31 protein-coding genes are annotated in these 26007 nt (G+C 70.8%); 13 read left to right on the top strand and 18 right to left on the bottom strand.

Translation table 11 applies throughout. From position 1 onward, the window contains the following. Positions 1-24 precede the first annotated feature (24 nt). The 3 genes from ACWCOM_RS07605 to ACWCOM_RS07595 all read right to left on the bottom strand — a co-directional run bounded on the left by ACWCOM_RS07605 (position 25) and on the right by ACWCOM_RS07595 (position 3954). Positions 25-1470, bottom strand: coding sequence for a GntP family permease (locus ACWCOM_RS07605; RefSeq protein WP_454548137.1), 1446 nt, complete (start codon positions 1468-1470; stop codon positions 25-27). Between the two features lie 757 nt (positions 1471-2227). Beyond that, positions 2228-2698, bottom strand: a complete 471-nt coding sequence (locus tag ACWCOM_RS07600) for a hypothetical protein (protein WP_454548136.1) — start codon at positions 2696-2698, stop codon at positions 2228-2230. 296 nt (positions 2699-2994) lie between these two features. Further along, complete coding sequence (locus ACWCOM_RS07595) at positions 2995-3954, bottom strand: YdeI/OmpD-associated family protein (RefSeq protein ID WP_454548135.1); 960 nt, start codon at positions 3952-3954, stop codon at positions 2995-2997. A 104-nt stretch (positions 3955-4058) separates the two neighbouring features. Here ACWCOM_RS07595 and ACWCOM_RS07590 point away from each other — a divergent pair, with 104 nt between their 5' ends. Next, on the top strand, positions 4059-4526 hold the full coding sequence (locus ACWCOM_RS07590; RefSeq protein ID WP_454548134.1) for a VOC family protein: 468 nt from the start codon (positions 4059-4061) through the stop codon (positions 4524-4526). A gap of 296 nt (positions 4527-4822) precedes the next feature. On the opposite strand, the gene ACWCOM_RS07585 is transcribed toward ACWCOM_RS07590, so the two are convergent. Then, positions 4823-5119 carry a cupin domain-containing protein gene (locus tag ACWCOM_RS07585; protein WP_454548133.1) on the bottom strand — a complete coding sequence of 99 codons (297 nt, stop codon included), beginning with the start codon at positions 5117-5119 and terminating at the stop codon, positions 4823-4825. Further along, on the bottom strand, positions 5079-5402 hold the full coding sequence (locus tag ACWCOM_RS07580; RefSeq protein WP_454548132.1) for a helix-turn-helix domain-containing protein: 324 nt from the start codon (positions 5400-5402) through the stop codon (positions 5079-5081). Before ACWCOM_RS07580 ends, ACWCOM_RS07585 begins: the two co-directional genes overlap by 41 nt. Between ACWCOM_RS07580 and ACWCOM_RS07575 the strand changes: the two genes are divergently transcribed. Next, a complete protein-coding gene (locus ACWCOM_RS07575; protein ID WP_454548131.1) occupies positions 5401-6102 on the top strand; it encodes a class I SAM-dependent methyltransferase in 702 nt (233 codons plus the stop codon). The two genes, ACWCOM_RS07580 and ACWCOM_RS07575, sit on opposite strands and share 2 nt — an antisense overlap. Before the next feature lie 325 nt (positions 6103-6427). On the opposite strand, the gene ACWCOM_RS07570 is transcribed toward ACWCOM_RS07575, so the two are convergent. Next, positions 6428-6793: a VOC family protein gene (locus tag ACWCOM_RS07570; protein ID WP_454548130.1), complete on the bottom strand. Its 366-nt coding sequence runs from the start codon at positions 6791-6793 to the stop codon at positions 6428-6430. Between the two features lie 61 nt (positions 6794-6854). Between ACWCOM_RS07570 and ACWCOM_RS07565 the strand changes: the two genes are divergently transcribed. Together ACWCOM_RS07565 and ACWCOM_RS07560 are read left to right on the top strand one after the other, a co-directional pair. Then, complete coding sequence (locus tag ACWCOM_RS07565; protein ID WP_454548129.1) at positions 6855-7316, top strand: MarR family winged helix-turn-helix transcriptional regulator; 462 nt, start codon at positions 6855-6857, stop codon at positions 7314-7316. A gap of 500 nt (positions 7317-7816) precedes the next feature. Continuing rightward, positions 7817-8254, top strand: a complete 438-nt coding sequence (locus ACWCOM_RS07560) for a VOC family protein (RefSeq protein ID WP_454548128.1) — start codon at positions 7817-7819, stop codon at positions 8252-8254. Between the two features lie 263 nt (positions 8255-8517). Here ACWCOM_RS07560 and ACWCOM_RS07555 read toward each other — a convergent pair whose 3' ends face one another. Further along, positions 8518-8967: a MarR family winged helix-turn-helix transcriptional regulator gene (locus ACWCOM_RS07555; RefSeq protein ID WP_454548127.1), complete on the bottom strand. Its 450-nt coding sequence runs from the start codon at positions 8965-8967 to the stop codon at positions 8518-8520. Between the two features lie 67 nt (positions 8968-9034). Between ACWCOM_RS07555 and ACWCOM_RS07550 the strand changes: the two genes are divergently transcribed. Beyond that, the gene (locus ACWCOM_RS07550) at positions 9035-9874 is read left to right on the top strand and encodes an alpha/beta fold hydrolase (protein WP_454548126.1); all 840 of its coding nucleotides are present in this window, start codon (positions 9035-9037) and stop codon (positions 9872-9874) included. Positions 9875-10100: 226 nt separating this feature from the next. On the opposite strand, the gene ACWCOM_RS07545 is transcribed toward ACWCOM_RS07550, so the two are convergent. Next, positions 10101-11051: an SDR family NAD(P)-dependent oxidoreductase gene (locus tag ACWCOM_RS07545; protein WP_454548125.1), complete on the bottom strand. Its 951-nt coding sequence runs from the start codon at positions 11049-11051 to the stop codon at positions 10101-10103. A gap of 282 nt (positions 11052-11333) precedes the next feature. Between ACWCOM_RS07545 and ACWCOM_RS07540 the strand changes: the two genes are divergently transcribed. Then, positions 11334-11849, top strand: a complete 516-nt coding sequence (locus tag ACWCOM_RS07540; protein ID WP_454548124.1) for a putative immunity protein — start codon at positions 11334-11336, stop codon at positions 11847-11849. 210 nt (positions 11850-12059) lie between these two features. On the opposite strand, the gene ACWCOM_RS07535 is transcribed toward ACWCOM_RS07540, so the two are convergent. After that, positions 12060-12359, bottom strand: a complete 300-nt coding sequence (locus tag ACWCOM_RS07535; RefSeq protein ID WP_454548123.1) for a hypothetical protein — start codon at positions 12357-12359, stop codon at positions 12060-12062. 198 nt (positions 12360-12557) lie between these two features. Here ACWCOM_RS07535 and ACWCOM_RS07530 point away from each other — a divergent pair, with 198 nt between their 5' ends. The 3 genes from ACWCOM_RS07530 to ACWCOM_RS07520 are packed head-to-tail and all read left to right on the top strand — an operon-like array spanning position 12558 to position 15927. Then, positions 12558-13481, top strand: coding sequence for a putative selenate ABC transporter substrate-binding protein (locus tag ACWCOM_RS07530; protein ID WP_454548122.1), 924 nt, complete (start codon positions 12558-12560; stop codon positions 13479-13481). Positions 13482-13495: 14 nt separating this feature from the next. Then, the gene (locus ACWCOM_RS07525) at positions 13496-14290 is read left to right on the top strand and encodes a phosphonate ABC transporter ATP-binding protein (RefSeq protein WP_454548121.1); all 795 of its coding nucleotides are present in this window, start codon (positions 13496-13498) and stop codon (positions 14288-14290) included. Then, the gene (locus tag ACWCOM_RS07520; RefSeq protein WP_454548120.1) at positions 14287-15927 is read left to right on the top strand and encodes a PhnE/PtxC family ABC transporter permease; all 1641 of its coding nucleotides are present in this window, start codon (positions 14287-14289) and stop codon (positions 15925-15927) included. Before ACWCOM_RS07525 ends, ACWCOM_RS07520 begins: the two co-directional genes overlap by 4 nt. Before the next feature lie 197 nt (positions 15928-16124). Here the strand turns inward: ACWCOM_RS07520 and ACWCOM_RS07515 are convergent, their stop codons facing one another. Then, positions 16125-16763 carry a class I SAM-dependent DNA methyltransferase gene (locus ACWCOM_RS07515; RefSeq protein WP_454548119.1) on the bottom strand — a complete coding sequence of 213 codons (639 nt, stop codon included), beginning with the start codon at positions 16761-16763 and terminating at the stop codon, positions 16125-16127. Between the two features lie 253 nt (positions 16764-17016). Between ACWCOM_RS07515 and ACWCOM_RS07510 the strand changes: the two genes are divergently transcribed. Further along, a complete protein-coding gene (locus tag ACWCOM_RS07510) occupies positions 17017-17619 on the top strand; it encodes a GNAT family N-acetyltransferase (RefSeq protein WP_454548118.1) in 603 nt (200 codons plus the stop codon). On the opposite strand, the gene ACWCOM_RS07505 is transcribed toward ACWCOM_RS07510, so the two are convergent. The 4 genes from ACWCOM_RS07505 to ACWCOM_RS07490 all read right to left on the bottom strand — a co-directional run bounded on the left by ACWCOM_RS07505 (position 17583) and on the right by ACWCOM_RS07490 (position 18994). Continuing rightward, positions 17583-17924: an antibiotic biosynthesis monooxygenase family protein gene (locus ACWCOM_RS07505; RefSeq protein WP_454548117.1), complete on the bottom strand. Its 342-nt coding sequence runs from the start codon at positions 17922-17924 to the stop codon at positions 17583-17585. The two genes, ACWCOM_RS07510 and ACWCOM_RS07505, sit on opposite strands and share 37 nt — an antisense overlap. 115 nt (positions 17925-18039) lie before the next feature. After that, entirely contained in the window at positions 18040-18450 is a 411-nt protein-coding gene (locus tag ACWCOM_RS07500) for a VOC family protein (RefSeq protein WP_454548116.1), read from the bottom strand. Between the two features lie 30 nt (positions 18451-18480). Then, a complete protein-coding gene (locus ACWCOM_RS07495; protein WP_454548115.1) occupies positions 18481-18630 on the bottom strand; it encodes a MerR family DNA-binding transcriptional regulator in 150 nt (49 codons plus the stop codon). Positions 18631-18805: 175 nt separating this feature from the next. Further along, complete coding sequence (locus ACWCOM_RS07490; protein WP_454548187.1) at positions 18806-18994, bottom strand: hypothetical protein; 189 nt, start codon at positions 18992-18994, stop codon at positions 18806-18808. A 233-nt stretch (positions 18995-19227) separates the two neighbouring features. On the opposite strand from ACWCOM_RS07490, the gene ACWCOM_RS07485 reads away from it, so the two are divergent. Continuing rightward, a complete protein-coding gene (locus ACWCOM_RS07485) occupies positions 19228-19458 on the top strand; it encodes a hypothetical protein (RefSeq protein ID WP_454548114.1) in 231 nt (76 codons plus the stop codon). Positions 19459-19483: 25 nt separating this feature from the next. On the opposite strand, the gene ACWCOM_RS07480 is transcribed toward ACWCOM_RS07485, so the two are convergent. The 3 genes from ACWCOM_RS07480 to ACWCOM_RS07470 are packed head-to-tail and all read right to left on the bottom strand — an operon-like array spanning position 19484 to position 22973. Beyond that, on the bottom strand, positions 19484-21736 hold the full coding sequence (locus ACWCOM_RS07480) for an FtsX-like permease family protein (RefSeq protein ID WP_454548113.1): 2253 nt from the start codon (positions 21734-21736) through the stop codon (positions 19484-19486). Then, on the bottom strand, positions 21733-22449 hold the full coding sequence (locus tag ACWCOM_RS07475) for an ABC transporter ATP-binding protein (protein ID WP_454548112.1): 717 nt from the start codon (positions 22447-22449) through the stop codon (positions 21733-21735). The genes ACWCOM_RS07480 and ACWCOM_RS07475 overlap by 4 nt, the downstream gene beginning before the upstream one ends. After that, positions 22446-22973 carry a helix-turn-helix transcriptional regulator gene (locus tag ACWCOM_RS07470; RefSeq protein WP_454548111.1) on the bottom strand — a complete coding sequence of 176 codons (528 nt, stop codon included), beginning with the start codon at positions 22971-22973 and terminating at the stop codon, positions 22446-22448. The genes ACWCOM_RS07475 and ACWCOM_RS07470 overlap by 4 nt, the downstream gene beginning before the upstream one ends. A 354-nt stretch (positions 22974-23327) precedes the next feature. Here ACWCOM_RS07470 and ACWCOM_RS07465 point away from each other — a divergent pair, with 354 nt between their 5' ends. Further along, positions 23328-23864: a hypothetical protein gene (locus ACWCOM_RS07465; protein ID WP_454548110.1), complete on the top strand. Its 537-nt coding sequence runs from the start codon at positions 23328-23330 to the stop codon at positions 23862-23864. A 285-nt stretch (positions 23865-24149) separates the two neighbouring features. On the opposite strand, the gene ACWCOM_RS07460 is transcribed toward ACWCOM_RS07465, so the two are convergent. Further along, entirely contained in the window at positions 24150-24341 is a 192-nt protein-coding gene (locus ACWCOM_RS07460) for a hypothetical protein (RefSeq protein ID WP_454548109.1), read from the bottom strand. Between the two features lie 1395 nt (positions 24342-25736). On the opposite strand from ACWCOM_RS07460, the gene ACWCOM_RS07455 reads away from it, so the two are divergent. Next, positions 25737-25871 carry a hypothetical protein gene (locus ACWCOM_RS07455; protein WP_454548108.1) on the top strand — a complete coding sequence of 45 codons (135 nt, stop codon included), beginning with the start codon at positions 25737-25739 and terminating at the stop codon, positions 25869-25871. Positions 25872-26007: the final 136 nt, after the last annotated feature.

The following is a 26007-nucleotide window of genomic DNA, read 5'->3' as shown; positions in this document are numbered from 1 at the left end:
TGGGTGTCGGGATCGCGGGACGGCTCAGATGAACAGCCCCAGCACCAGGGTGCAGCCCAGGGCCACCACCGAGGCGACCGAGACGCCCAGGGAGCAGGACTTCAGGGTGCCCTTGGTGGTCTGGCCCAGCATCGACTGCAGCAGCCAGAAGGTGTTGGAGGTGACGTGGACCAGGAACAGGGACCCCGCCCCGGCGGCCAGGGCGATCAGCACCGGATCCAGGCCGATCTGCGGGGCGACCGGAGCCAGCAGACCCGCGGCGGTGATCGCCGAGATCGACACCGAGCCCACGGCGATGTGCAGCACCGCGGCGATGGCCCACACCGTCAGCAGCGGGGCGAAGGACCCGGCGGTGAAGTACTTCCCCAGGATGTCACCCATGCCGCTGGCGGCCACCACGGCGGCCAGGGACCCACCGGCGCCGGTGAGGATGAGGATCTGCCCGGACTCGCGGAACCCGTCGACCACCGCCCCTTCGACCCGCTTGCGCCCGATGGTGTATCGGCCCACGACGCTGGTGCCCAGCAGCCCGATGAGCAGGGCGATCACCGGGGAGGCCAGGAACTCCATCACCGGGCTGGACAGCCCGACCATCTCCAGGATCGCACCGGAGGCGATCAGCACCAGGGCCAGCAGCATCGGGGCGAACAGCAGGATGAGGCTCGGCTCCTTGGGCCGGCGTGCGGTGGTCTGGTGCACCTGGTAGGGCAGCAGACCCACCCGGGTGCCGTGACCGTCGACCAGGCCGGTCTCGGCGTCGGCCGGGACGGAAGCCACCGAGGCACCACCGGAGGAAGGAACGGTCTCTGCCTCTTCCCCCGGCAGCTGCTGTTCGTCCTGGCCTGTCTTCCACAGCCCGTGGGTGAGCAGGAAGTTCATGATCGCAATGGAGATCACGATGGTCGGGACGATGACGATCAACCCGAAGATCAGCATCTTGCCCAGCGGCACGCTCAGCAGCCCGGCCAGGGCCAGGGTCGCCACCCCGGGGACCATCAGCACGATGCCGCACTCGAGGCTGATCGCCAGAGCCGTGGCCATCTTCGCGGTGCCGTACTTGCCCAGCGCCGGCGCCATCCGCCGGGCCAGCGGGGCGCTCATCACCAGCAGCACGTCCAGGAAGATCGACTGCAGCATCGTCCCGATCGTCAGCCCCAGGGCATAGGGCACCCCACGGGGACCGAAGACCCGCAGGAGGTTGTCCACCAGGCGCCGGATCGCGCCCATCTCGTTGAGGATCGAGCCCATCAGCACGCCCCAGGCGATCAACAGGCCCACCTCGAGCATGATGTCGCCGAAACCCTTCATCACCGTCTCGGTCGTCGCCGTCGCCCCCATTCCGGTGGCCAGGCCCAGGGCCGCTGCCCCGATCACCAGGGACACCACCGGGTTGATGCGCAGTTTCACGATCATGAGCACGATCGCCAGGATCACCACCGCGGTGATCGTCAGAACCAGCCAGTCGGCCATGGGAGCTCCACCTTTTCCTTCAGGACGCCGGTACATCTCCGATGTGCCCTGCATCACTCAGCGTATGGCTCATAATGTAAGTTAGAAACCATATTGTGGGCAAGAGCTAGGTGTGTGGAGTTCGGCGTCTTGCTGGTGAACGGTGATGGTGGCCGCTGTGTGGTCGCCATGGCTGTGCGCCCTCGACGTCAAGAGTCCCGACTTACGGCGCAGGTCCGGGACGTGGCGACAAGTCGCTCATGCAGCCTGCAGCGTTGTGAGGTGGAAGCCGCCGTCACGCCCCTGAATCCGGCCGAAGATCGCTGCAGGGCATCGAGTGCGATGACCGTTGACCGCCCTGCGCTCTCCGTGCGGCCCGCTGCCGCACATGGCCAGCCAGAACGAGGATGCCGTGGACGTTCCTCCTCGCGAGGAACGTCTGCTCGGGGTGGCGATCAGCCGGCCCACCGAGCGGCCTGACCGGTGGTGGTGGCGTGCCGTGCTGGTTGGAAGGTCGCCCCGGTCGCAAGACCACCATCACACCTCCGCACGACGGTGCATATCTGGTGGCGAGCCGGGCGGTCATCGCATCGAAGGAGCAGCCGATGTCCCGCCGCACGATGCTCACCTGCGGCGTCGCCTGGCCGCGTTCCCCGACGTCATCCTGGAGTCGCATCATCGCCAGCTGTCACCGCAGCGGCTATGTTTGGCAGTTCGAGGTCATCGACCGATACCGTCACTTCGCATTGCCAGAACCCCAGCACAGTTCCCCTGGCGGTCATCGGTGCGGTTCGGGCCACTGCAGCTGCGCGGTGGTCGGCACCCACAACTCGGATCGAGGGCCCAGCAGCGCATTGGCCGCCTGCACCAGCAGATCGCGTTCGGCCGGGGGCAGGTGCAAGCTCTCGTGCACGTACGCGTCGACCTCGAACTCACCGATGACTCCACCCCGGCATGCATAATCCAGCCACAACTCGTGGGCCGTGCTGCCGTGGTGCCCGAGCGCTCGGCGCAGCAGCCAGGCCTGCCGGCGTCCCACAGCCGCGTCATCCACTGCAGGCTCGCCGGGGCGGGGAAATCGCGCGGCGGTGCCGGGTCCCGGATCGGGATGGCGGTGGTCGCTGTAGACCGTGTACCCCACGACGGCGGCGGGAAAGCAGAACAGCAGCATCACCGTCGGGGTGTCGGTGGCGACCGCCACCACCGCCACGGCAGGAGGAGTGACCATCGCAAAGACGTGCATGCCCACTCTGGTTGCTGCCCGCATCGGGTGTCCCTCACCTCTGGCCTCGAGCGTCTCCCAGGAGAACACGCGAGGACGTCGACCCACTTTCGTCCCACTCCATGATGACCACACCGACCGACATCACCCTGCAGATGCTCCCCGGCACCCGTCACCGAGTACCCCTCCTGAGCGCGGGCCGTGTTGCGGCAGGGGCTCCTCAATGGGCGGCGTGCCGATGCCGGCGGCCACTGCGGCAGGGACCGTCACACCTGCTCCGCTGACACCGGCTGATGGATCGCCCCGTCTCTTCCGGGACGTGGTCAGGTGCCGGGCGTCACCGGGGTGGCGAGGCGAGCGACGTGTCTGGTGATGCGGGCCACGCGTGCCGTGTCGTTCGGCGCGGTGATGACGTGAACCAGGATCTGGTAGCGGGATGCGCGGTCGAGTGCGCGGAATGCGGAGGCCGCGGTCGGCGAGGAGTCGACGGCGGTCTGCAGGTCGGCGGGCACTTCGACGGTCGCCGGGCCTGCGTAGGCTCGGTCCCACCGGCCATCGGCCTGTGCCCGCGCAACCTCCTGGAGGCCGCGCGCACGCATCCGTCCGGTCTCGATCAGTCCACCCACGAGGTCCACGTTGCGTCGGGACCACAGCGAACGGGCCCGTCGAGGCGTGAAGTGCTGGCGGTAGGTGGCGTCGTCGACAGCGTGTCTCCGGCCGTCGATCCAACCGCTGCAGAGAGCCTCACGGAGCGCCTCGGCGTAGCTCAACGACGTCGGCACCGTCGTCCCCTTCTTCGCCAGGACCAGCCACACGCCGTCGCTGGTGTGCTCGTTACGGTCCAGCCACGCCCGCCATGCGGCGACGTCGGCCAGGGTGAGCTGTGCCGGTGGGGTGGAGCGGGTCATCGGAATCATCCTTCGCAGGTCGGTCCGGGGCGATGTCGCGGAGGGTAGCTCGAGCAGGACATCGCCGCAGCACGGCCACACATCAACACCGTGGGATCCTTTCGAGCGCGCGGCGAGACAGCTGCGGGCGTCGCCCGTCGGGATCGGCCGGCGAGTGGACGGCGCCCCTGCAGGGACCTTCGGTGTCATCCTGTCGAGCCGGTAGTCGCGCCGGTCGGCGGTGCCGACGTACCCCAGCTCGCGCAGACGATCGACGACGCGCCGCACCGTGCGCGGGCCGACCTCGAGGCGATCGGCCAGCACCGGCCCAGGCCAGTCACGGCGGGACTGCCACAGCGACAACCGCCTGAGCATGCGCGAGGAGGTTCCGGCCATGTCCCCAGTGTGACCGAGGAAGCGGACGCAACCTGTCCTCTACTGCGGGCATTCTGCTCCTGCGGCACCACGTCGCAGCCCTCAGCGAATCGAAGGACGCACAGATGAGCATCACCACCACCACCCACCTCAACTTCCGGGGCACCGCCCGCCAGGCACTGGAGTTCTACCGCGACGTCTTCGGCGGCAACCTCACCTCCGCGACGTACGGCGACCTCGGAATGCCGAGGGAGGCTCCCGGCGCCGACAACATCGTCTTCGGTCAGGTGGACTCCGCACACGGATTCCGCGTCATGGCCTACGACATCCCGGGACAGGACACCAGCGACGTCACCGAGACGGCCGGTGTGACCCGCCGCGAGAACGGTGTCACGCTCACCGATCGCACCTTCTTCCAGTCCCTTCGCGGGGAGACCCTCGATGAGGTCACCGCGCTCTGGGACGGCCTCGCCAACGGCGCACACATCATCGAGCCGTTCGCTGCCTCAGCCTGGAGCCCTGGGTTCGGCATGCTCACCGACCGCTTCGGGGTGACCTGGGTGGTCGACGTGCACGACCCCCAGGCCGCCTGAGCTGCCCGTCCTGCCGGCCCCTCGTGCACCGTGCGCGAGGGGCCCGGTCGCGCGTCCACCTCCTCCGCGGTCCTGGTCGGCTTCCTCGTCCCACCCCGCGGAGGCGCCCGCGAGGGAACTCGGGCCATGCGGGCACGGGAGCTCTGACGGACTCCCGACCATGCAGCGGTGCAGCAGGGGTTGCTCCGGGCACCTGTCGCATTCCTCCGGGCCGCCTTCCGGGTGAGCGACTCCGCCGTCACCTGATCGTGCATCTGCTGCCTGGATCGTCGTAGGTCGTGTTCGCTCTCCTCGTCCTACGCGTGGGCTCGCTGGCCGCCCTGGGTGAGGATGGTCAGGATGGTGACGGGGCGTTTGCCGTGGGCTCCGATGCCGTGGGGGGCCATGGTGGAGAACTCGGCTGCGTGGCCGGTCTCGACAAGGATGAGGCGATCGCCGAGGCGCAGCTCAGCGGTGCCCGAGAGGACCATGAACCAGCCCCGAGCTGGATGGACGCCGGCGTCCTCGACCGCAGGAGCGGGGGTGGTGATGCGCATCTTGGCGACGGTCAGGTCATGAGGGGTGCGCTCGCGTGCCAACGTCCAGACCGTCATGCCGTGGTGTTCGTCCTGACGCGGCCGGATGACGACGTCCTCGTCGTACGGGGGCTCCAGGAGCTGGTCGCAAGTCGAATCGAGCGCCCGGGCAATAGGAATGAGTTGATCGAGGGCTATCCGGCGTGACCCCCGTCTCGATCCTGCTCAGGTTCGACGGACTCGGGTGGCTGCGCTCCGTGAGGGCATCGAGCGACCAGCCCCGCGCTGTGCGCAGTGCCCTGATCCGAGGAAAGACCTCCGCTCGGATACCGCAGCCCGCCCACACCCACGGTCCCGACATGGCGCGACTGTTGGAACTCGACGCACGCATCCACGCCCCGCTCCTCTCCCAAGCGAGGTCACTGCTCACAGGTGCCACAGGCACGGCTCACGTGTGGCACGTGCTGGACATCGGAGCGGGGACCGGGACCGGGGCCGTCGCGTTGGCGCACGCTTTCCCCGCGGCTCAGGTTGTCGCGGTCGACATCGACGGCGACATGCTCGAGCAGGTACGCCGCCGGGCCCAGGCATCAGGGGTGGATCAACGGATCGTGACGCTCCGAGCGGACATCGCGGCCGCCTCACCTTCCCTCGGGCGCGCTGACGTCGCGTGGTCGTCAGCGGCACTCCATGAGGTGAGCGACCCGGACCTGGCCGTCACCAACCTGTTCGAGGCGCTCGAGCCCGGAGGAGTGCTGGCCGTCCTCGAGATGGATGTCCTCCCCACGGTCCTTCCGCCGGCCCATGCGGAGCTGGAGGAACGCGTTCATGCCGCCGGTGGAGGGGCCGCGGCGACCGATCACCCTGAGTGGACGGGAACGATGACAGCCGCCGGTTTCGAGATGCTGCTCACCCGGCAGCTCACTACTGACGTGGAGCTCCCCGCCGACGGACCGGCCGGTGACTATGCAGCTCTCGTGCTGCGCCGGCTCGGCCACGCCGCGATGCGGAACCTCCAGGACGCCGACCGAACCACGCTGATGCCTCTCGCCGGCGAGTGAGCCGGCAGTGTCCGCTCCCTCGATCGGGTTGGGGTCCGGGGAACACGCACGGTCTGGGTCGCGCGCCGCCCCTGACACACTACGCACCGACACCCACAGTCGAAGCACCCCCACGGCACATCCTGCTCCGGCTCCCTCCCACGCCACAGAATCCAGCGGCACGAACGCGGCACGCGCCCCGGCCGTGGCCGGCCGACCGCTCAGCGCCTTCGACGCGCTGGTTCACGCCATGTCCCCACCGGTCAACCGGACCTTGTCGGGGGCAAGTCCGCTCGGATCCCACCTGAGAGTGCGCGGCTGTCCCGATCGATCCCGCGACGTCGTGCTAGGCGCGGTCGTGGAGGGTGATCAGGTAGCCGTCGGGGTCGGCGAAGGTGAAGGTGCGGCCGAAGGGACCGTCGACCGGCGCGGCGGTGATCGTGACCCCGTCGGCGACGAGGCCGTCGTGGATGTCCTGGGCGTCAGGGGCGTGCAGCCACACGCCGACACCCACGCCCGGTTGCGCGACGGCGTCGAGATCGACCCCGGCGACCGGTTCCCGGACGGCGAAGGACGCCGGGGCGGTGTCGAAGACGACCGCGTGCGGTGGGCCGGCTTGCCGCGTCAGGCCGAGGTGCTTCTCGTAGAACGCGGCCGAGCGGGATACGTCGCGTACCTGCAGGGAGACGAAGCCGGGACCGGATGCTGCCATGATGTTCTCCTTCATTGGTGTCAGTTAGTTGACATAGGTGATCGTATGTCAGAATCTTGACATGGACCAAGTCGCCCCTGGGATCGATCTGACGACGTCGCTGGGATACCAGCTGAAGGAAGCGGCCAGTGCGCTGCGCCTGGAGATGGAAGCGGTGCTGCGTCCTCTGGGTATGAACACCACCCACTACTCCTGCCTGGAGCTGCTCGCCCAACGCCCAGGCTTGTCGACCTCCGAACTCGCCCGCGGGGCGTTCGTCAGCCGGCAGGCGATGAACGTGCTGATGCAGGCGCTGGAGCGGGACGGGATCGTCGCGCGCTCCGAGCGGCCGATCTCGGGACGCGCACTGCCCACCGAGCTCACCGAGACGGGGCGGCGCCAGCTGGAGGCGGCCAGTGCTGCCGTCAAGGCCGTCGAAGACCGGATGACGTCCTCCCTCAGCGCCGAGGAGCAGGGACAGCTGCGAGCCGTGCTCGCCCGGTGCATCGCCTCGCTGCGCGGGGCCGAGGACACACCGCAGTGACCGTCAGGACTCCGCCCTTCCAGCGCACCGGGCACTACTGCCGAAGACCTGCCTGTTGAAGCGGTGCGCCGGTGTGGCAGACCATGGAGCGCTCTGCTCACCACAGCCACGCTCGAAAACCTCGACCGGTGCGCGCAGTGGTTCTCGGCGATCGAGGTGAGCGCGCGGTCGACGTTTTTCCACCGCACCGTTCTCGACCCACACCGCGGGGACTGCGGGTGGGTGGTGGCCGGGAACGAAGCCGTCGGCGTCGTACGGGCTCAGCATCTGCCCCGGACGACCCCGGTGACGGCTTCCTCGACGAGGGCACCTGGAGGTGAGTCTCCGGCTGCGAAGCCGCCGGTGACATGGCCTGGACCCCTTGACGATCACCACGCCAGGACCGATCGAAGGGCATGCCACCATGTGCAGTCACGACCGGTGCAGGAGGCGTTCCGTCGCTCGGCTAGGAAAGTGAAGTGTGACGGAACGGGTTTCCGCGGCTCGGTACCCTGGGGGACATGCCCATCAAGATCGAGAACGTCGGCATCGCCGTCCGTGACCTCGACGCGGCGATCTCCTTCTTCACCGACCTCGGACTGAGCGTCCTGGGCCGGGACACGGTCAGCGGAGACTGGGCGGACACCGCCGTCGGCCTCGACGGCAACCACGTCAACATCGCGATGCTCCAGACGCCGGACGGCAACGGACGCCTGGAGCTCTTCCAGTACATCCACCCCGAGGCCATCGAGACCGAACCCACCCGGCCCCATGAGATCGGCATGCACCGCGTGGCGTTCTCGGTCGACGACATCGACGCGTCCCTCGAGATCGCCGCCCGGCACGGCTGCTACCCGCTGCGCGGTGTGGCGACCTACGGGGACGCCTACAGGCTCGCCTATGTCCGCGGCCCCAGCGGCATCATCGTGATGCTCGCCGAGGAGCTGCACGGTCGCTGACGACGCGTCGAGGGTCTCCCGACCATCGACCGGACCAACGCCGGCCACCGGTACCACCGGCGGGACGTCCACGCCATCGGATGACACCTCATCGCGCGTTGGCACCCTTGCACTGTGCACATGGCCGAAGACCGGACACCCCCATTGCGGTGAAGGTCGGTTCGGGATCCCCGTGGTGGCGGGGTGTGCCTGGGGGATCCGGTCGACGCCGTGAGAGGGGTGGGACCGGTTCGGTGCTTCCAGTGGCGGATGCCCGGAGCGTCTCAGTCCAGTCCGGTGAGCATGGATCGCAGCACGTGCAGGGTGGCGTCGATGTCCGCGTCGGTGAGATCGCCCACCACCCGGGACATGAGGCGGTGCTCACGCTCGATCACCGCCGTGATGGCCCGATCGCCTTCGAGGGTGAGGCGGACGAGGGGCGACCGGCGGTGGCGCGGGTTGTCGACGAGTTCGACGAAGGCGGCATCGCGCGCCTCGTGCACCATGCGTTGGACGAACTGGCGGCTGAGCTCCTGGGCGGCTGCGATCATCGGGACGGTGAGCTCGCCCTCGCGCCGGACCTGCTCCAGCACCGCCCGCACCCCCACCGACATGCCCATCCGTGGTTGCTCGCGTTCCACGGCGCGGGAGACCTTGCGGTAGAGCGGTCCCACGACGAGGTAGACCTCGGCCAGGCGGGCCGCGAGGGCGTCAGGGGGAAGTGAGTCGGTCACGCCGGCAATTATGACACCCGGGTTGTCACTCTGGCTCGGACATGACACCTTGGTTGTCATGTCGGGCATGTCACGCAGCCAGCAGCTCGCCGACCACGTCGTGCGTTTCTTCGACGTCACCGCCTCCGTGGCCCGCCCCCGCACGCCTGTGCTCCTGCTGCACGGTGGTGCCGTTGATCATCGCATGTGGACCCCCCAGCTGGATGCCTTCCCCGAGCGCCGGGTCATCGCCCCGGATGCCCGCGGACACGGTGGCTCCTCCGACGCCGAGGGGCCGTACCGGCTCGCCGACGACGTCGTCGTCCTGATGGACGCGCTGGGCCTCGACCGCGCCGTGCTGGCCGGGGTGTCCATGGGAGGTGGCACGGCCGTCGACGTCGCCCTGGAGCACCCGGACCGGTGCGCGGCCCTCGTCGTGACGGGCACGGGCACCAGTGAGCCGGGCTTCGCCGATCCGTGGACGCTGGCGGCGCTGCGCGACTGGCAGCAGGCCGAGGCGGCCGGTGACGTGGAGGCCTGGATCGATGTGTTCATGCGGTTCGCGCACGGGCCGTACCGCACCCGCGCCGATCTCGCCCCGACCGTCGATGCGCTGGTGCAGCGGATGGCCCGCGAGACCCTCTCGAGCCATCTCCGGGTTGATCCGCACGGCGTGCCCGTCCCGCCGAGACCGCCGTCCCCGGTTCCCCACACCTGGGAGCGGGTGCCCGGCATCAGCGTGCCGGTGCTGGCGCTCAACGGGGCGCTGGACGCACCGGATCACCTGGCCGGCGGACAACGGCTCGCCGAGCTCGCCCCCGCGGGTGCGTACCGGGAGATCCCCCGAGCGGCGCACTATCCCAACCTGGAACGTCCGGGGGAGTACGTGCGAGCGGTCCGGGAGTTCCTGCGCGGGCACGACCTCTGAAGGCAGTGTGCGGTCCCGGCCGTCGTCCCGCGAGTCCGAGGGAGCACGGCACGCCTCCGGCCGGCTCGGACGGCACCTGCTGATGCGGCCGTCCCGTCCTGTTCGGGACCCCGTCACGCGCCGAGCCACCCTTGACGGGATCCACGTCAGGCCGACGCCTTCGGGCCGACGACGGTCGGGTACCGGGCCGATGCGACATCGGCAGGTCAAGGGCGCGGTCCGGCCCCTAGCCGCGCGCCAGGTCGAGGAGGTCGAGGGACACGTCCCACAGCCGCTCGGCGTTGACCGGGTCCAGCGCGTAGGGGCGGACTCCGTGCGTTCCGTCGATGATCTCCGGCACGAGATCGGCCTCGCGGCAGTCTTCGAGGTACCGCCCGCCGATGCCCTCGAGGAGCGGAGAGGTGCCGGCGAACACCGACGTGGCGGCGCCCTGTTCGGGCGTCTTGGCCTCGAGGCCGAGAGCTGCTGCCCGCGCCTTCGTGGCCGCAAGGACCTCGGGGTCCCAGTGGCGCTGCAGGTTCGTCCAGACGCCACCCGGCATGACGGCGTTGGCCCGGATACCGTCCTCCGACCATCGCCGCGAGGCTTCGACGGCGAAGAGCACGTTGGCGGTCTTCGACTGCCCGTAGGCCTGCCCCGCGTCGTAGGGCCGCCGCTCGAAGAACATGTCGTCGAAGACGATGTCCGAGTTGCCGTGGCCGCTCGAGCTGACCGAGACGATCCGCGCGTTCCCGGCGGCTCTCAGCGCTGCATGGAGGTGCACCGCCAGGGCGAAGTGACCGAGATGGTTCGTGGCGAACTGCAGCTCCCAGCCCTGCGGCGTCCGCAGCTCAGGCGTCAGCATGATCCCGGCGTTGTTGATCAGAAGGTGCAGCGGTCCTGACCAGCCCTCGGTGAACCGGACCACCGACGCCGGGTCCGCGAGATCCAGCATCGCGACGTGCACGCGGGCTCCGGCACTGCCGCGGCTGATGTCAGCGGCCGCACGGCGGCCGGCCTCGACGTCACGGACGGCGAGCGTCACCTCGGCTCCGGCATGGGCCAGCGCCCTCGCGGTCTCGACGCCGATGCCGGAAGCGGCCCCGGTGACGATCGCGGTCCGGCCTGTCAGGTCGAGGCCCGCAACGACCTCCAGGGCGGTGCTCGCGGCGGTGAACGGTGAGGTGAAGGCTGCCATCGTGGGGTTCCTGTCGTCGTCATGGTCGTCAGCCCGACCGTGTCGATCAGCTGTCGCGCCGATCGCGAGGATACTCCTGTGCATCGCCCGGGACAGGCCCTGCCGGCTGCGGGCCGCCGCTGCGTGCTCCCGGCGCTGAGCACCGCCTCGTCCGGGGTCGGCACCGAACGGCTCGACACATGGACCGGCCAGCGGCGGACCGTGCCGGGGCGCCGGACGTACGCTGGGATGTGCGCGAACGCAGGACTTCCGTTCCCGCCCGACCCTGAGGAGCCGGCGACCATGATCCTCCCGAAGATCCGCGATCCCCGTCTCACCACCGTCCGCCGCGGTGGCACCCTGACGGACAGCGACCACCACCTGCTGGCGCTGTGGGCGGCATGCTGCGCCGAGCACGTCCTGCCCCTCTTCGAGTCGGCGCACCCGGGCGATCCGCGCCCGCGCGCAGCCATCGACCACGTGCGCGCCTGGGTGCGTGGGGAGCTGCCGATGATGGAATCCCGTGCGGCCGGAGGCCATGCCATGGGGGCGGCCCGGCACGCCCGAGGAGCAGCCCGGCACGCCGCCTACGCCGCCGGGCAGGCCGGTGCGGTGGCGCACGTGCCCGCCCACGAACTGGGCGCGGCCGCCTATGCGATCAAGGCGGCACGAGCCGCCGCCGTGGACGGTGGGGCCGAAGCCGCCGGTCGAGCGGAATGCCGGTGGCAGCGTGCGCAACTCCCGGGGAGCATCCGCCAACTCGTGCTCGAGGACCAGCGCTCGCGCAACGACATCTGCTGGCGGGTCTTCGACTGCTGAGCGCTCGGGACGGCCCCCGCTTCCCGTGCTGGCTCCACCTGCGGTGCTGCCGTCGGGGTGCCGCCGTGGCGGGGCCTGCCGGCTGTCGCCCGCGGCCACGGCCCGTGCGTGTCCGGGAGTCGCCGGGGACGGGGAATGAGTGTGATGCCCAGCCGGGCGTTGAGCGCGAACGTCACCACGACGACGGCCGCGACCGCGGCACGGTGCGGATCAGTCACAGCCGCCACCGCCTCCACCATCTCCGCCGCCTCCACCATCTCCGCCGGATCCGCCATCGGACCCGGAGTCGGAGCCGCCGCCGTCAAAGCTCCAGGCCCCGGCGCTGGAGCCGTCGGCCGCGGATCGTCCCGTGGCTCCGGTGGTCCGCGCGTGCCACCGTCGGCGCGTCGGGACGAGGAGCAGCACGCAGACGCCGACGAAGGCCAGGACGATGACGACGAACAGCATGATGGTGGTGGCCGAGCCGGAACCGGCGAGGAGGGCGACGCTCTGCAGGATGGGGGTGCTCATGGTCGGAACCTGGCAACGGGGCGGGCGCTCGGACGGCGGCTCGCGGGGCGGCGTGATGATCGGCCGGGCCCTCCGGCCGGCCGCGCCATCGGCGGCATGGGGCACGCCGGCCACTGGACGGGACTGTTCCACGGTCGGGGTTTTCCGCCGATCATTGTGGCCAACGGCCGGCTGGAGGAGGGCCGTTAGGATGCGGTCATGTCGATGGTGAGGGATTCTCGTTTACTTTCCGTGGCGGTGATCGGCGTGGTCGTGGCGCTGGTCACGGTCGGCTGTGGTGGTTCCGCCGATGGTAGGGAGGGGCCCGCTCCTTTGCGGATCAGTGCGATCCCGGACGTGGACCCCTCCGATCTGGCCGATCGGGAGGAAGCGATGGCGGCGTACCTGGCCGAGGAGCTCGACGTGGAGGTGGAGTACGTCCCGGTCAGTGACTACGCGGCGTCGGTGAGCCTGTTCGGCACCGGGGATCTGGACCTCGTCTTCTACGGGGGCCTGACCGGGGTGCAGGCTAGGTTGCGCATCGAGGGAGCGAACGTGTTGGCCCAGCGGGACATCGACGAGCGCTTCCGCAGCGTCTTCGTCGCGCACCGGGATGCGGGTCTGGAGCCGATCGACGACGTTGCCGGCCTGTCGGGGCTGGCAGGGACCCGGTTCACGTTCGGCAGCGAGTCCTCCACCTCGGGCCGCTTGATGCCGTCGTACTTCCTCGACCGGGCCGGGATCGACCCGGAGGCCGACTTCGCCGGGGAGCCCGGGTTCTCGGGCTCCCACGATCTGACGATCGACCTGGTGGAGGCGGGCAGCTATGAGGTGGGAGTGCTGAATCAGCAGGTCTGGCAAGCACGTCTCGAGGCCGGCGCGGTGGACACCGACACGGTGCTGGAGATCTTCACGACCCCGGAGTACGCCGACTACCACTGGGTCGGTGCCCCCGGTCTGGACGACCGGCTCGGGGAGGAGTTCACCGAACGGTTGCAGCAGGCGCTGCTGGATCTAGACGGTTCGGACGCCGAGGAGATGCAGCTGCTGGAGAAGTACGGGGCGGAGGCGATCGTTCCGGCCGCGCCGGCCGACTACGACCAGCTCGAGGAGATCGCCCGCACCCTCGGTCTGGTCCGATGAAACGTGCATAGGCCGTGACGGCACGGCAGAGGACGAGCGGGAACGACGCCGGGGTGGCCCTGCGGTTGCAGGGCGCCAGTGTGGCCTACGGGGACCGTCCGGCCCTGAGCGGGGTCGATCTGTCGGTGCGCCGGGGTGAGCGGGTGGCCCTGGTCGGTCCCAGCGGGGCGGGCAAGTCCACGTTGCTCGGACTCGCCAACGGCACCGTGACCCCCACCGGGGGCCGTGTCGAAGTTCTCGACGTCGACCCGGCGGTGGCCTCGCCGGCTGCCCTGCGGGCGCTGCGGGGCCGGATCGGCTCGGTGCACCAGCAGCTGCACCTGGTGGGTCCGCTGCAGGTGGTGCACAACGTCAACGCCGGGAGGCTGGGTACCTGGAGCCGGTTGCGAGCCCTGCGCTCACTGATTCGTCCGCTCCAGATCGAGGAGGCCCGGGCCGCGCTGGACCGGGTGGGGATCGCCGCGTACCTGCATGTGCGCACCGACCGGCTCTCCGGTGGTGAGCAGCAGCGCGTTGCCCTGGCGCGGATCCTGGTCCAGGACCCGGACCTGGTGCTGGCCGATGAACCGGTCGCCAGTCTGGACCCGGCCCGGGCCGAAGAGGTGATGAGCCTGCTCTGCGGGGTGCTGGATGAGCAGGCTGGTGAACGGCGCACCCTGGTGGTGAGCCTGCACGACCTCGACCTGGCCGTGCGCCACTGCGATCGCATCGTGGGTCTGCGCCAGGGCCGGGTCGTGCTCGACGCTGCTGTCGACGAGGTGGACGAGGGCACCCGCGCACGGATCTACGACCTGGCCCCGGAGGCATGACCGTCCCGGGGGTGGCCGACCTGACCCGGCTGGAGGTTTCCCGTGGTACCGGGGCCCCGACCGGCCGGTGGCGCCTGCCCGGCGGCGGGCGAGGGTGGGCTGTGGTGTGGGTGCTCGCGACGGTGTGGTCGGTGGGCGGCTGGCTGGCCGCCGAGGGTCCGGTCGTCAACGTTGCGGGATGGCCGCGGTTCGCCGAGTTCTTCTCCGCCGCACTCTCCCCGGAACTGTCGGCCCAGTTCCTGCTGAGGATCGGAGAGGCGACGCTCAGCACGCTCTCGTTCGCGGTGCTGGGAACCTTGCTCGCGGTCTTCGGAGGGCTGGTTGTCGGAGTGCTGCTCTCGGAGCTCTGGTGGGGTACCGGCTCGCGGCTCCGGAACCGCTCGCCAGTGCGCCGGGCCGGCTGGCTGCTCACCCGGCTCGGGCTGGCCGTGCCCAGAGGCATCCACGAAGCGGTCTGGGCGCTACTGCTGCTCAGCGTGTTGGGACGAGACCCCTTGGTGGGGGTGTTGGCGATCGCCATCCCGTTCGGTGCCATCACGGCCAAGGTCTACGCGGAGATCATCGAGGAGTCGGCCCACGGACCCTACGAGGCGCTGCGCGCGAGCGGGTCCCCGCGCGGGCCGGCACTGCTGTACGCCGTGATGCCGATCGCCTGGCCGGAGCTCGTGTCGTACGCCTTCTACCGCTTCGAGTGCGCGGTCCGCTCCGCAGTCATCCTCGGCATGGTAGGTGCCGGGGGCCTGGGCTTCGAGCTGGTCCTGAGCTTCTCCGGATCCCGGCACGCCGAGGTGTGGACGCTGGTCTACACCATCATCTTGATCGGAGCCGTGGTCGACCGGTGGGGCGCCGGTCTCCGACGGAGCACCAGGGCCCTCCCTTCCCGCGTCTCCGCGGCAGCAACCCTCGGGTTGGTGGTCGCCGCCCTGCTGCACCTGGGCCCGGACCTGTCCCGGGTGCTCACCCCCCGGACAGCCGAGCTGCTCGCCGACCTGACGGCAGACATGGTGCCGCCGAGCCTGCCCGACGGAGGGTGGGCCGGCCTGCTGGCCGAAGCACTGGTCACACTGCAGATGTCCCTGGTGGCCGGCACCACCGCTGCGGTGGCATCGGTGGCGGTGGCCTTCGTGGCCGCCCGCGGCGGAACTACCCCCGGGCGCCGGGTCGTCGGGACGGCGGCACGCTGGCTGCTGCTGGTGACCCGGTCGCTGCCACCCCCGATCTGGGCGCTCTTGGCACTGTTCCTGTTCCTGCCCGGCCCGCTGCCAGGTGCACTGGCCCTGGGCGTGTACAACTTCGGGGTCCTGGGCCGGCTGTGCGCCGAAGTCGTGGAGAACCTCGACCGCCGTGCCCACGATCAGCTCGTGGCGACCGGCTCGCCACCGGTGAGCGCGTTCGGGTACGCCATTGTTCCGCAGGCCGGTGGACGCTTCCTCGCCTATGGGCTGTACCGTTGGGAAGTCGCCATGCGAGAGACGGTCGTGGTCGGAATCGTCGGGGCCGGAGGGCTCGGACGGCTGCTGGAGGACCAGCGGGTCGCCTTCGACCTCAGCGCCATGGCCGGCACCGTCGTGGCGCTGATCGTGCTCTCGGCCCTCGCCGACATGATCAGCACCGCGATCCGCCGCACCCTGCGCTGACCCAGCAGCTCAGGACCCGGAGCGCCACGCCTCTGAGAAACCAACGGTAGGACATTGCCAGAAGCGCTCAGGAGGAGGTCACGTCAGTCCGCCGGCGGGGCAGGGGCGTGCCACCCGACCTGCCTGAGGCCTCATGCGGCCTCGTTGCCGGCTGCCGGACACTCCCCGGGAAAACGGCGTGGCACCAGGGGTCGCACTCAGGGCCGCCGTACGGCGGCCAGGTGGCACTCGGGAAAGCGGTGCAGCGGGTCGGGCCGGCTCAGCGTGCGCCAGGTCTCGTCGAACCCGGCCTGGGCGAGCCGTGCGCTCATCTCGTCGGGGTGCCACCGCCAGGCCGGTGCCACCGCGTGATCGAACGGCACCACCGGTCGCCCGTCGTCCTCGGTGCTCTGGAACGCCACGAGCACCACGCCGCCGGCCGGCATGCGCTGCGCCCAGGAGGCGAGCACGCCACCGATCCGGTGGGGATCGACGTGGATCAGGCTGAACCGGGCCAGTACACCCCGCAACGGGGCTAGCTGATCGGTCAACTCAACGGAGTCGTTGAGATTGGCCGCACCGCGCCGGAAGACCACCTCGGGGTGGGCCCTGCGGGCGATGTCCAGCATGGCTTCTGACGGATCGATGCCCACGACGTGGAGGCCGCGGTGGGCGAGGTCGGCGGTGACGTGCCCGGTCCCGCACCCGACGTCCACCACGGTTCCTTCGCCGTGGTGCTGCAGGACCATGTCCGTGAAGGCGGCGACCGCGTGCCGTTCCAGGGATGTCCGGTACGGATCCGGGAAGGTGAGCTCGTACTGCTCGGCCAGTGCGTCGTAGCCGGGTTGGGTTCCCACGCCGGCCAGCCTCCCACACCGCGGTCACCACTGGGCGCCCTGCCCGCTGTCGGAGCTGCTCGACCGGCTGCCCGCAGCGCGGCACGGGAACGGCCCTGGATGGTCCGCGGCGCCCAGGGTCGACCGCCTCCCACGAAGCGGGTGACCCGCTCGTCGGTGGCCACCCCGGTGAAGAAAGCGGTGTCCGCCTGCTCGAACGGGCGCAACGTGATGGACAGGTGGGCAGTGCTGCTGTTCTACCGTGGTGAGCGTGATGAGCTCCTTGCCCGCCTCGATCGAACAGGCTGTCCTTGAGGATGCGGTGGCCGTGCACGGGCTGCGGTGCCAGATCGAGGACTGGCTGGGGGAGCAGGGCATCGAGCAGTGGGGTCACGGGCACGTGAGCCGCCAGGAGATCACTGAGCAGATCCGGGCCGGCCAATGGCATCTGCTGCGTGATTCCGCCGGGGGGATCGCCGGTGCCGTGCGGTTGCTGCGGGCCGACCCCGAGGTCTGGGGTGGTGGGGGCATCCCGGCGGTCTATGTCCACGGGTTGATGGTCCACCGGAGAGCGGCCGGCCGTGGCCTGGGGGCGGGCCTGTTGGCGTGGGCAGCGGAGCGCGGCCGGGCGGAAGGCGCCGAGGTCGTCCGCCTGGACTGCGTGGAGTCGAACACGGTGTTGCGCACCTTCTACCAGCGGCAGGGATTCCAGGAGGTGGGGCGGCGGGACTTCGACGGCCCCTGGTACAGCGCCACCCTGCTGGAGAAGGCCTTGCCGTCAGGGCCACCCGGGACGTCTCGATACGTCCGCCCCATCGTGGAGGAGGGACAGGGAAGGGCTCAGCGGAGTGCTGTCCGACCGGTCTGGGCGCCGTAGTGTCGTTCGACCGTGGCCACGCGCACGGTGTAGTCCGTGTACCAGTCGCGGGCTCCTCGGTGCTGGGCCTGCAGGTGTTCGGTGACCTGTTTCCAGGCTCGGGCGTGCTGGGCGGTCTGCCAGTAGGACACGGTGATGCCGAACCCATCGGCGTTGCGGGCGCTTTCCATCGACAGGAACCCGGGTTGTCGGCGGGCCAGCTCCTCCATGTGCTGGGCGGTTTCGGCGTACCCGTCCTCGGGGGTGGAGGCCGATCGTTGGCTGGTGAAGATCACCGCGGTGTAGGGGGGCCGCTCAGGGGTCATGCTCCCAGTATCAGGGCCGCCGGCCGGTGACGGTGGAGCGTGTACCAGGCCTGTGGTTCTTGCCGCCTCGACGGGTTGCGGTGGGGCCGGTGAGGTGGCTGCTCGCCTTCCGAGGTCAGTGTCCGGTGTCGAACCCGGGTCGGGTGGTGCGTTCCGGGGCGGGGAGCAGTTCCTGGAAGAGGGTGATCTGCAGCCCGGCCGGGGCGGCCAGCCGGGAGTTCAGTGACTGCCAGGGGGTGCGCACCGGGGCGGCGAGCACCTCTCCGCCGGCGTCCTGCAGGCGTGCGGTGGTCTTTGGGGCGTCGTCGACCGCGAAGGCCCGGCGGATGGCCGGGCTGGGCCGGCCGTTGGCCTCGATCCGGTCGATGACCTGTTTGTGCGCGGGGCTGGTGATCTCCAGGGTGGCCCGGACCGCCTCCCGCACCACCGCCTCCAGGCGCTGATGCTCCTGGGCCAGGCGGGTCTGCAGGTGCCCGGTCCGTTCCCGGGGTGGGGCCTCCAGGCAGGGGAGCAGCTCGGCGATCACCCGGCTGCACAGTCCGGCGGCATAGAGCTGCTAGTTGAGCACCACCCGCTCCACGTCACCCGGGCGAAAGCGGCGGTGCCCGGCCGGGGTGCGGTGGGCGCGCAGCAGCCCCTGGCCCTCGTAGTAGCGCAGCGACCGGGCACTGACCCCGGTCGCCTCCGCCAGCTCACTGATCCTCATGGGCCCCATCCTCACCCAGCAGGCCGGCGACCGGAGGTGTTGGGGACAAGACCACGCTTTGATGCCGATCACCGTGGCGTCGGCCAGGACACTGGGTCAGGCGGGTTCGGACGTGACCACACCTCCGGAGACGTGGGTGCGTCACCCCTCATGGCCCCGCCGTGAGGTTCCCCGCTCACGCGGACCGGTGCTGCAGGGGGCATGCCGGGTGGGGCAGATGGGAGAGCAGGGCCGGCAGGGCGGTGATGCCGCCCTCGTCGAGGAAGTGCCCGGCTCCCGGGACCACCACCTTCACCGCGCCCAGGCCGGTGGCGAGGGCGTCGGTCGCAGCCGGGGGCACGATCCGATCGTCGTCGGAGCGCACCACGACCGCCGGCCGGTGTGGGCCGCCACCGCTGCCAGGTCAGGTGCGGTGGCCAGGAAGGCATCCAGCACCGGCAGGGCGGGCAGTGTCCCGGTGAAACCGGACACGGCCACCAGCCCGCCCGGCTCGATGAGCTCCGGGCGGGTCGCGCCCACCTCCTGGCCGCGCTCGGTGCCCACTACCCGGACTGGACCGTCGCACCCGGGACAGGTGGGCTGTCGCTGTGGACCAGGATGCCGCACCCGATCAGCTCCACTCTCGCTGCGCTGGCCCCGCAGCACGGTCCGCGCCTGGCCGCCGGACCCCGCTGCGGCCACGGTGGGGCCTTCGAACGCCACCTGCGCCGGCCCTACTCCCTGGACACCCCCACCCTGAAGGCCGGCCTGCACGCCCTGGCCGCCACCGTGCAGGCCGCCCGCACCGGACACCCCGCCACCGACACCCCACCCACCGGCCTCGTCTGAACGCCGTACCGCTGCGGCAGGGGCCCTATTCGAAGCGGGTGGTGGTGATGGAGGTGTTGGCCCGGAGCAGGGTGAACGTGACGGTCACGGCGGCCAGGGCCAGGGCCATGCTGAGGCCGAGCGTGGCGAAGTACGCCGGCTCGGGCCAGCCCACCGAGTAGGTGTCGTTGAGCGTCTTCACGACCAGCCAGGCGGCGAGGAAGCCGAGGCCGGCGGAGAGCAGCAGTATGGACAGCAGGGGTACCGCCGCTTCACGGATGACGACCCCGCGCAGGGCGGAGAGGGGCATGCCCATCAGGCGCATCAGGCCCAGGGCGCGGCGGCGGTCGAGGACGGCCGCGCCGGTGGCCACGGCCAGCGAGATTCCGGCGATGGTCACGGCCACGAACGTGCCCAGGTGGGCCAGGACGGACAGGGTGTGGATGAGGCGAGTGGTCTGCGTGGCGGTGACGTCGGAGCGGGAGGTGGCCGGGGTGGAGGTGATGCCGGAGGTGTTCACGGCGGTGCGGGCCCGGTCGATGGCTTCGACGGTGCCGTCGGTGGTGATGACCACGGCGAACAGCTGCAGGGAGTTCAAGTCCGGGAGGGCCGCGGTTCCCAGGGGAAGGGGGTGTTCGGTCCAGGGGGCGAAGAAGTCGTCGTCGAAGACCGCCACCGGTCCGGTCACGGGATCCTCGAAGCCGAGTCCGGGGGCGTCCTCGGCGGCGAGGTAGACGTTGCTGTCGTCGGACCCGGACCCGGACCCGGACGCGGTGGCGGGGCGGTGGTAGAGCACCGCGGTGGAGGAGACCCCCGGGACGTCCTCGATCGCGGTGGCCACCCGGGCCGCCTCGGCCGGGTCGGTCCGGTCGCTGAGGTGGGCGTAGACACTGGTGGGCAGCAGCAGTCCGGGGCGGGCCGGGGGCAGGTCGGCCTGGTCCACCGCACTGGAGGCACCGGCGAAGGCGGAGACCATGAACACGGCCACGACCAGCCCGGAGACGGCGCGGAAGGTCGCCACCGGGGTGCGGCGGATCCGGCCGGCGGCGATCACCCCGGCCGCGCCGGAGGCCCGGGCCAGTCCGATCCGGCTGGCCAGCACGGTCAGCCAGGGGCCGATGACGACCAGACCCGCCGTGGTGAGGGCGAAGCCGAGGATCAGCAGCGGCTGAGCGACGGCGTAGGCCCACGGCCATGCGGCGCGGGCCACGCCCGCGGCGGCCGTCATCGCCACCAGTCCGGTGAGCAGGGGCAGCGCTCGCCGAAGTCTCGGCGTGGGTTCTGGGCGTGCACGGGCCGCGCCCAGGGGGCCGATCCCGGCGCGGGCGGTGCCCCAGGCGGCCGCCCCGGTGGCGGCGGCCACGACCAGGACCACCACGACCGTGCTCAGCACCGGGCCGGCGGCCAGGTCGTGGACGTAGAGCCGACTGCCACCGACCGGCACCTGGGCGGCCACGGGGCGCAGGACGGCCGCGGCGGCGACTCCGGCCACCGCTCCGAGAGAAGCGGACACCGCGGTCTCGGCGGCGGCGATGCCGGCCACCGTGGAGGGGGTCGCCCCGATCAGGCGCAAGGTGGCGAGGCGCTCGCTGCGCTGGGCGGCGCCCAACCGGGTGCTGATGCCGATGAGCAGCAGCACGGGGAACAGCACGGCGATCCCGCCCAGCCCCATCAGCGTGGCGTAGGTGGCGGTGTTGTCCCCGTACGGGTCGGAGGTGAAACCCGACACCAGGGCCACGGCCGTGCCCTGCCGGAGCTGGTCCTCGGGGGCCCCGGTGATCACCACCAGAGAATCCGGTCCGGCCAGGGCGGTGTCGTCGATGGGCCCGGCGTAGGTGCCGTAGCGGTCCCCGAGCTGATCCGCCGGGGTGGCCTCGATGAGCTCCTGCAGGGCTGGGGACGCGTGATAGGTTCCGGGCTCCGGGGCGGAACCGATTCCCGGGATCTCCACGGTGGACCCCTCGGTGGCGGCGATGTCGCGCCGCTGGATGAGCCGGTCCCGGAAGACCTCGTCGGCCCGGCCGACGAAGACGGTCTGCGCCGTCAGCGGGATCAGCTCGGGCTCCTCCTGCGTCGCCGCGTCGTCGACCCCATCGACCCCGGCGGGGACGGAGTAGGGGGACCGGCCCTCCTCGCGCAACCAGGCGGCGCGCTGATCTCGATCGGACAGTCCCTGGGCAGCGGCCCACAGCAGCAGGATCAGACACACCCCGACGGCGACTCCGCCGGCGATCCCGGCCTGCCGTCCGGCCGAGGAGCGGGCGCCGGTGCGGGCGAGCCGGGTGATCACCGGGTTCATGCCGCGGCCCACCGGTCGGCGCCGATCATGCCGTCGCGCACGATCACCTCCCGGTCCGCGTAGGCGGCCGTGCGGGGGTCGTGGGTGATCATCACCACCGTGGTCCCGGCCTCACGCACCAGCTCGAGCATCAGCTCCAGCACGGTCTCGGAGGCCAGCGAGTCCAAGGACCCGGTGGGCTCGTCGGCGAAGAGCACCGCAGGTTCCCCCACCATCGCCCGGGCGATCGCCACCCGCTGGGCCTGGCCCCCGGACAGCTCACCGGGGTGCTTCTCGCCCTGCCCGGACAGGCCCAGCCGCCCCAGCAACTCCACGGCTGCCGCTCGGGCGGCCCGTCGCCGGGTGCCGGCCAGCAGCAGCGGGATGGTGACGTTGTCCACGGCACTGAGCTCCGGCAGCAGCTGCCCGTACTGGAAGACGAAACCGAACTCGCGCAGGCGCAGCCGAGAGCGTGCCGCCTCGTCCAGGTCGCTGATCGTCACCGGTGCGTCCGAGCCGGGCCGGGTGTAGGTGACAGTCCCGTGGTCCGGGGCCAGGACCCCGGCTGCGCAGTGCAGCAGGGTGGACTTGCCCGACCCCGAGGGGCCCATCACGGCCAGCACCTCCCCGGGGAGCACCTCGAGGTCGATCCCGCGCAGGGCGGGCGTGGCGCCGAAGTGCTTCCGCACCTCGTGCACCGACAGCAGGGGAACAGACGAAGGGGTGGGGGTCATGCGCTCTGCAGCTCCTTCTTCAGCTGGGTCAGGCGGGCGCCGGTGAGCTCGATCCAGCGCAGGTCGGCCTCGATGTGGAAGATCCCGTGGTCGCACATGAGCACCTGCAGCAGGTCCCCTTCGCGCTTGAGCCGGGTCAGCTCCCGCATGCGGGCCATGTGCTCGGTGCGCTGGGCGTCCAGCAGCCGCTGGGCATCGTCATCGACCAACAGGGCCACCACGATCTTCGCGAACAGCTCGCTCTGCAGGGTGGGGGCGGGCACCTCCGGGGTGAACAGCCACTGCTGCACCCGGTCCTGTCCGGTCGAGGTGATCTCGTACTTTTTCCGGTCCGGTCCCGCACCCGGCTCCTCTCCCAGCGCCCGGATCAGCTCGTCGCGGATCATCCGCGCCAGGGTGGCGTAGACCTGTCCGAAGGCCAAGGGTTTCTGCGAGCCGAAGTACCGGTCGTAGGCGTGCTTGAGGTCGTACCCGTAACTGGGCTGATGCCGCAGCAACCCCAGCAGGGTCAGCGCATTGTTCATGCCCCCATCTATACACCCAGTACATAGTGATGGCGAGTTCTCACCGGTGTTCCCCGCAGAGCGTGTCGTGCAGCGCGCGCGGAGAAGCTTCGGATCCCCGCACCGGGCAGACGGCTGCTTCCCGACGACGCCGACGCCCTGACGGGCACCGGTGCGCCGCCCAGGTGGTGCGGTGGGGGTGCTCGAACGGGCAGCCCGGTCCCGGTCCGCCCGTCGGAGAACCGCGAAAGGGGAGTGGGCCTGGCGTGGGCGCCGCCTCGGCGGCGGTCCGTGTGGTGGACTGGTGGATGCGGTCGAGGCATCCGGTGCCCGGCCGCTGCTTGTCGAGGATCGGACCGGGAAGAGGGCCCCTGCATGCGAACCATCACTCAGCCCGGACAGCTGGGCCTGGGCACCGTGGCCGTCTACGCGGGCCTGGGGGTGCTGCACCTGCTGGTGCTCAATCCCCTGGCCGCTGTGCCAGGGGTCGGATTGGGGTCGATCTACGACCGGGTGCACCAGGCCGGGGAGACCATGGGCGTAACCCTGGCCGTGCTGTGGGCGCTCGTGCTGATCGGGCTCTCCGGGGCGGCGTGGTGGCAGGTCCGCCGCCCGGGAGCCTCCACCGGGACCCAGGTGCTGATGGCGAATCTGGCACTGGTGGTTCTCGGTGCCCCGTCGTTGTTCGTGGTCTCGTTCTGGTCCGGGATGAGCCTGGCTGACACCTTCGGCATTTCCGGTGGAGACCACGCGCCCTGGGCGCGGGTGCTGTACCTGGTCAGCGCCCTGGCCGCCTTGGGCTTCCTGTGGATCGCGGTCATGCGCAGGCGTTCCGCGGACCCCACCGCGAGCGAGGGCGAGGACGCGGTTCTCTTCACGAGCCATGAAGGCATTTCGAACTCCGACACCTGACCTGTCGGTTGGAACCACGGAGCACCATGCGGTCGGGGTTGCTCTCATGGCCGGTACCGGTGCCGTGGGCGAGACGCAGAGACCCCGGGGGTGATGGTGTGAGGGCCGCCGACCTGGTGGCAGAAGAGTCGCCCCCCGACGACGGACCGTCCGGTCCCGGAGTCCTCTGCCGCCAGGGCGGCGGCCGTGCACCCGATGCGCGGTCGCTGAGCCCCCCGGCTGAGCACTCCGACATCGTCCACGCCCTGCGGCTCGGCCCCCCGGCCGCCCGCCTGGCGTGATACGTCAACGGTACCCTGCGGTAGATAAAAGATCCACTTTCATATTGTCCCCCGTTTCGGCGGCAGCCTGCAGGAGATGCACCGGCTGCGCGATGGCCGGGAGGACCGTGCCGCCACGTTCGTTCTCCAGCTGCCGCAGGGGTGCCTCGGTGCGGGCGATCATCATCCGGTTCGGTCCGCGCAGGGCCGGCGACATGTGAGGGTCGGCGTCCTCCCGGAGGGCCAGGAACTCGTGCCGATCTTCGGATGCTGGTCACGGCCATCGCCGGGATGTCGTCGTCGCACTCGCGGTAGGCGGTTCCGTCCTTCTCCGGGACGACCAGCTGGGTCGTGCCCGGGGTAGGACAGGCCCAGCGCGAGGACAGGTGGTCCGTGGCCGGCACGATGTGTCCGGCTTGTGGCTCGTCCGGCGGCGGGACCTGTTCCGTGGAGGTCGACGTCCGCGCAGCGTCTGGGGTCATGACGTCACGTGGGGCGGTTGAGCGCGTCGCCGTCCCAGGTGAGGTCGGCGTCGGTGCGCTGGGGCAGCACCTCGAGACCCGGGGTCCGTCCGAGTTCGCGCACCAGTGCCGTGGGGCCGGCCACGAGGGCGGCACCGCCGGCGCCTGGGCGAACCCTTGCCGTAGGGCCGCGGCGACTCGCCGGCCCAGCGACGGGGCGGTGACGCGCTCCGTGTCCTCCTCGGCGCCCGAGGCCGGCGGCCTGTCGGCGGGCTCGAGCACAAAGCGGGCAGCCCGGCCCGAACTGACCAGCCCGCCCCAGCCCTCCCAGATCGCGGCGACCCCGGTCTGCGGGGTTGTGGTGTGCCGGGCCAGCACCGCCGAGGCCGCCGCCAGCGAGACGGTGTCGAGGCGGCCCTCGGACGTGTCGCCGTAGCGCCAGCCGTCGGGGGCGATCGCGCCGTCGGCCTCGCCGTCGTCGGACCGGACGAGGCGGGCGTACTGGGCCTGGGCGTGCATGGTCGTGCCGAACGACGCCGCGGCCTGAGCCCAGGTGGCCCGCTGGATCACGAGCGCGGCCTCGATGTCATGGACACCGGCGAAGCAGGTGGCCTCCTCGAGGCCGTGCCAGGTCCTCGTCCACCGCGGCCGGTCCCGGGAGACCGGATGGAACAGACGTGCGTAGGCCGGGAAGCCGCGCGGAACGATCGACAGGACGCTGTTCCACGGCTCGGCCTCCACGGAACGCCGCCACTGGGCGCGGTCGAGGTCGGGCACCCACGCGAATCGTTGCGGCATGGCGCCATTCTGCACCTGCGGACCGCTCCGCCTTCCGGCCCCGACGCCCCCGATGCCCTGTTCTCCTCCGGACCGTGCCCATCCCCTTGGTGGTCCTGCGGGGTCCAGTCGTGTCTGCGTCCGGGGGAGAGGAGCTGTGAGCCTGCGGAACACGCAATGGCTCGTGCGCGCCGGACAGGCCGGAGCCGAGATCGAGCGGATTCCCGATCGGCCCGGGCGGATTCCTCGCGCCGCCGAGACGGATGCAGATTTCTGACGCCTGGACGGTCCTGCTCGGATTCGTGCGATGCTTCGGGCAGGGTGGGGGAGGAGTTGCCGCTCGGGTCCGTCACAGCGCAGGAGGCTTGCACCCCGTGGTCAAGGTCAAACAGGAACCGCCGCAGGATCCGAGTTGGTGGTGGAGGATGGGCCATCTGGTGGATCGTGTGCTGGACGTGGTCAGTGTCGTGCCGTTGCTGGGCTGGCTGATCAGAGTCATCGGCAGGTAGGACCGCAGGCCGACAGGGCGGAGCGGGCGGCGGGGACGTGCGCCGTCACGGTGCGGTTTCCCCGACCCTGGTGATCCGCCGGGGCCGGTGATGACCACGATGATCGACGTCATCGACCGGCGCTGACGTGTCGCAG

This window comes from Kocuria sp. KH4 (assembly GCF_053711175.1).
The sequence above is the reverse complement of the archived record's forward strand: the minus strand, read 5'-3'. Positions and strand labels throughout refer to the sequence as shown.

Coding starts and splice junctions, on each gene's coding strand:
- ACWCOM_RS07520 (WP_454548120.1), top strand. CDS start 14,287: ATGACCGTCCCGGGGGTGGCCGACCTGACCCGGCTGGAGGTTTCCCGT.
- ACWCOM_RS07495 (WP_454548115.1), bottom strand. CDS start 18,630: ATGAGGATCAGTGAGCTGGCGGAGGCGACCGGGGTCAGTGCCCGGTCG.
- ACWCOM_RS07535 (WP_454548123.1), bottom strand. CDS start 12,359: ATGAGCACCCCCATCCTGCAGAGCGTCGCCCTCCTCGCCGGTTCCGGC.
- ACWCOM_RS07550 (WP_454548126.1), top strand. CDS start 9,035: ATGTCACGCAGCCAGCAGCTCGCCGACCACGTCGTGCGTTTCTTCGAC.
- ACWCOM_RS07590 (WP_454548134.1), top strand. CDS start 4,059: ATGAGCATCACCACCACCACCCACCTCAACTTCCGGGGCACCGCCCGC.
- ACWCOM_RS07560 (WP_454548128.1), top strand. CDS start 7,817: ATGCCCATCAAGATCGAGAACGTCGGCATCGCCGTCCGTGACCTCGAC.
- ACWCOM_RS07540 (WP_454548124.1), top strand. CDS start 11,334: ATGATCCTCCCGAAGATCCGCGATCCCCGTCTCACCACCGTCCGCCGC.
- ACWCOM_RS07460 (WP_454548109.1), bottom strand. CDS start 24,341: ATGTCGCCGGCCCTGCGCGGACCGAACCGGATGATGATCGCCCGCACC.
- ACWCOM_RS07465 (WP_454548110.1), top strand. CDS start 23,328: ATGCGAACCATCACTCAGCCCGGACAGCTGGGCCTGGGCACCGTGGCC.
- ACWCOM_RS07480 (WP_454548113.1), bottom strand. CDS start 21,736: ATGAACCCGGTGATCACCCGGCTCGCCCGCACCGGCGCCCGCTCCTCG.
- ACWCOM_RS07505 (WP_454548117.1), bottom strand. CDS start 17,924: ATGACCCCTGAGCGGCCCCCCTACACCGCGGTGATCTTCACCAGCCAA.
- ACWCOM_RS07575 (WP_454548131.1), top strand. CDS start 5,401: ATGGCGCGACTGTTGGAACTCGACGCACGCATCCACGCCCCGCTCCTC.
- ACWCOM_RS07530 (WP_454548122.1), top strand. CDS start 12,558: ATGTCGATGGTGAGGGATTCTCGTTTACTTTCCGTGGCGGTGATCGGC.
- ACWCOM_RS07585 (WP_454548133.1), bottom strand. CDS start 5,119: ATGACGGTCTGGACGTTGGCACGCGAGCGCACCCCTCATGACCTGACC.
- ACWCOM_RS07605 (WP_454548137.1), bottom strand. CDS start 1,470: ATGGCCGACTGGCTGGTTCTGACGATCACCGCGGTGGTGATCCTGGCG.
- ACWCOM_RS07545 (WP_454548125.1), bottom strand. CDS start 11,051: ATGGCAGCCTTCACCTCACCGTTCACCGCCGCGAGCACCGCCCTGGAG.
- ACWCOM_RS07580 (WP_454548132.1), bottom strand. CDS start 5,402: ATGTCGGGACCGTGGGTGTGGGCGGGCTGCGGTATCCGAGCGGAGGTC.
- ACWCOM_RS07475 (WP_454548112.1), bottom strand. CDS start 22,449: ATGACCCCCACCCCTTCGTCTGTTCCCCTGCTGTCGGTGCACGAGGTG.
- ACWCOM_RS07595 (WP_454548135.1), bottom strand. CDS start 3,954: ATGGCCGGAACCTCCTCGCGCATGCTCAGGCGGTTGTCGCTGTGGCAG.
- ACWCOM_RS07570 (WP_454548130.1), bottom strand. CDS start 6,793: ATGGCAGCATCCGGTCCCGGCTTCGTCTCCCTGCAGGTACGCGACGTA.
- ACWCOM_RS07565 (WP_454548129.1), top strand. CDS start 6,855: ATGGACCAAGTCGCCCCTGGGATCGATCTGACGACGTCGCTGGGATAC.
- ACWCOM_RS07510 (WP_454548118.1), top strand. CDS start 17,017: ATGAGCTCCTTGCCCGCCTCGATCGAACAGGCTGTCCTTGAGGATGCG.
- ACWCOM_RS07485 (WP_454548114.1), top strand. CDS start 19,228: ATGCCGCACCCGATCAGCTCCACTCTCGCTGCGCTGGCCCCGCAGCAC.
- ACWCOM_RS07470 (WP_454548111.1), bottom strand. CDS start 22,973: ATGAACAATGCGCTGACCCTGCTGGGGTTGCTGCGGCATCAGCCCAGT.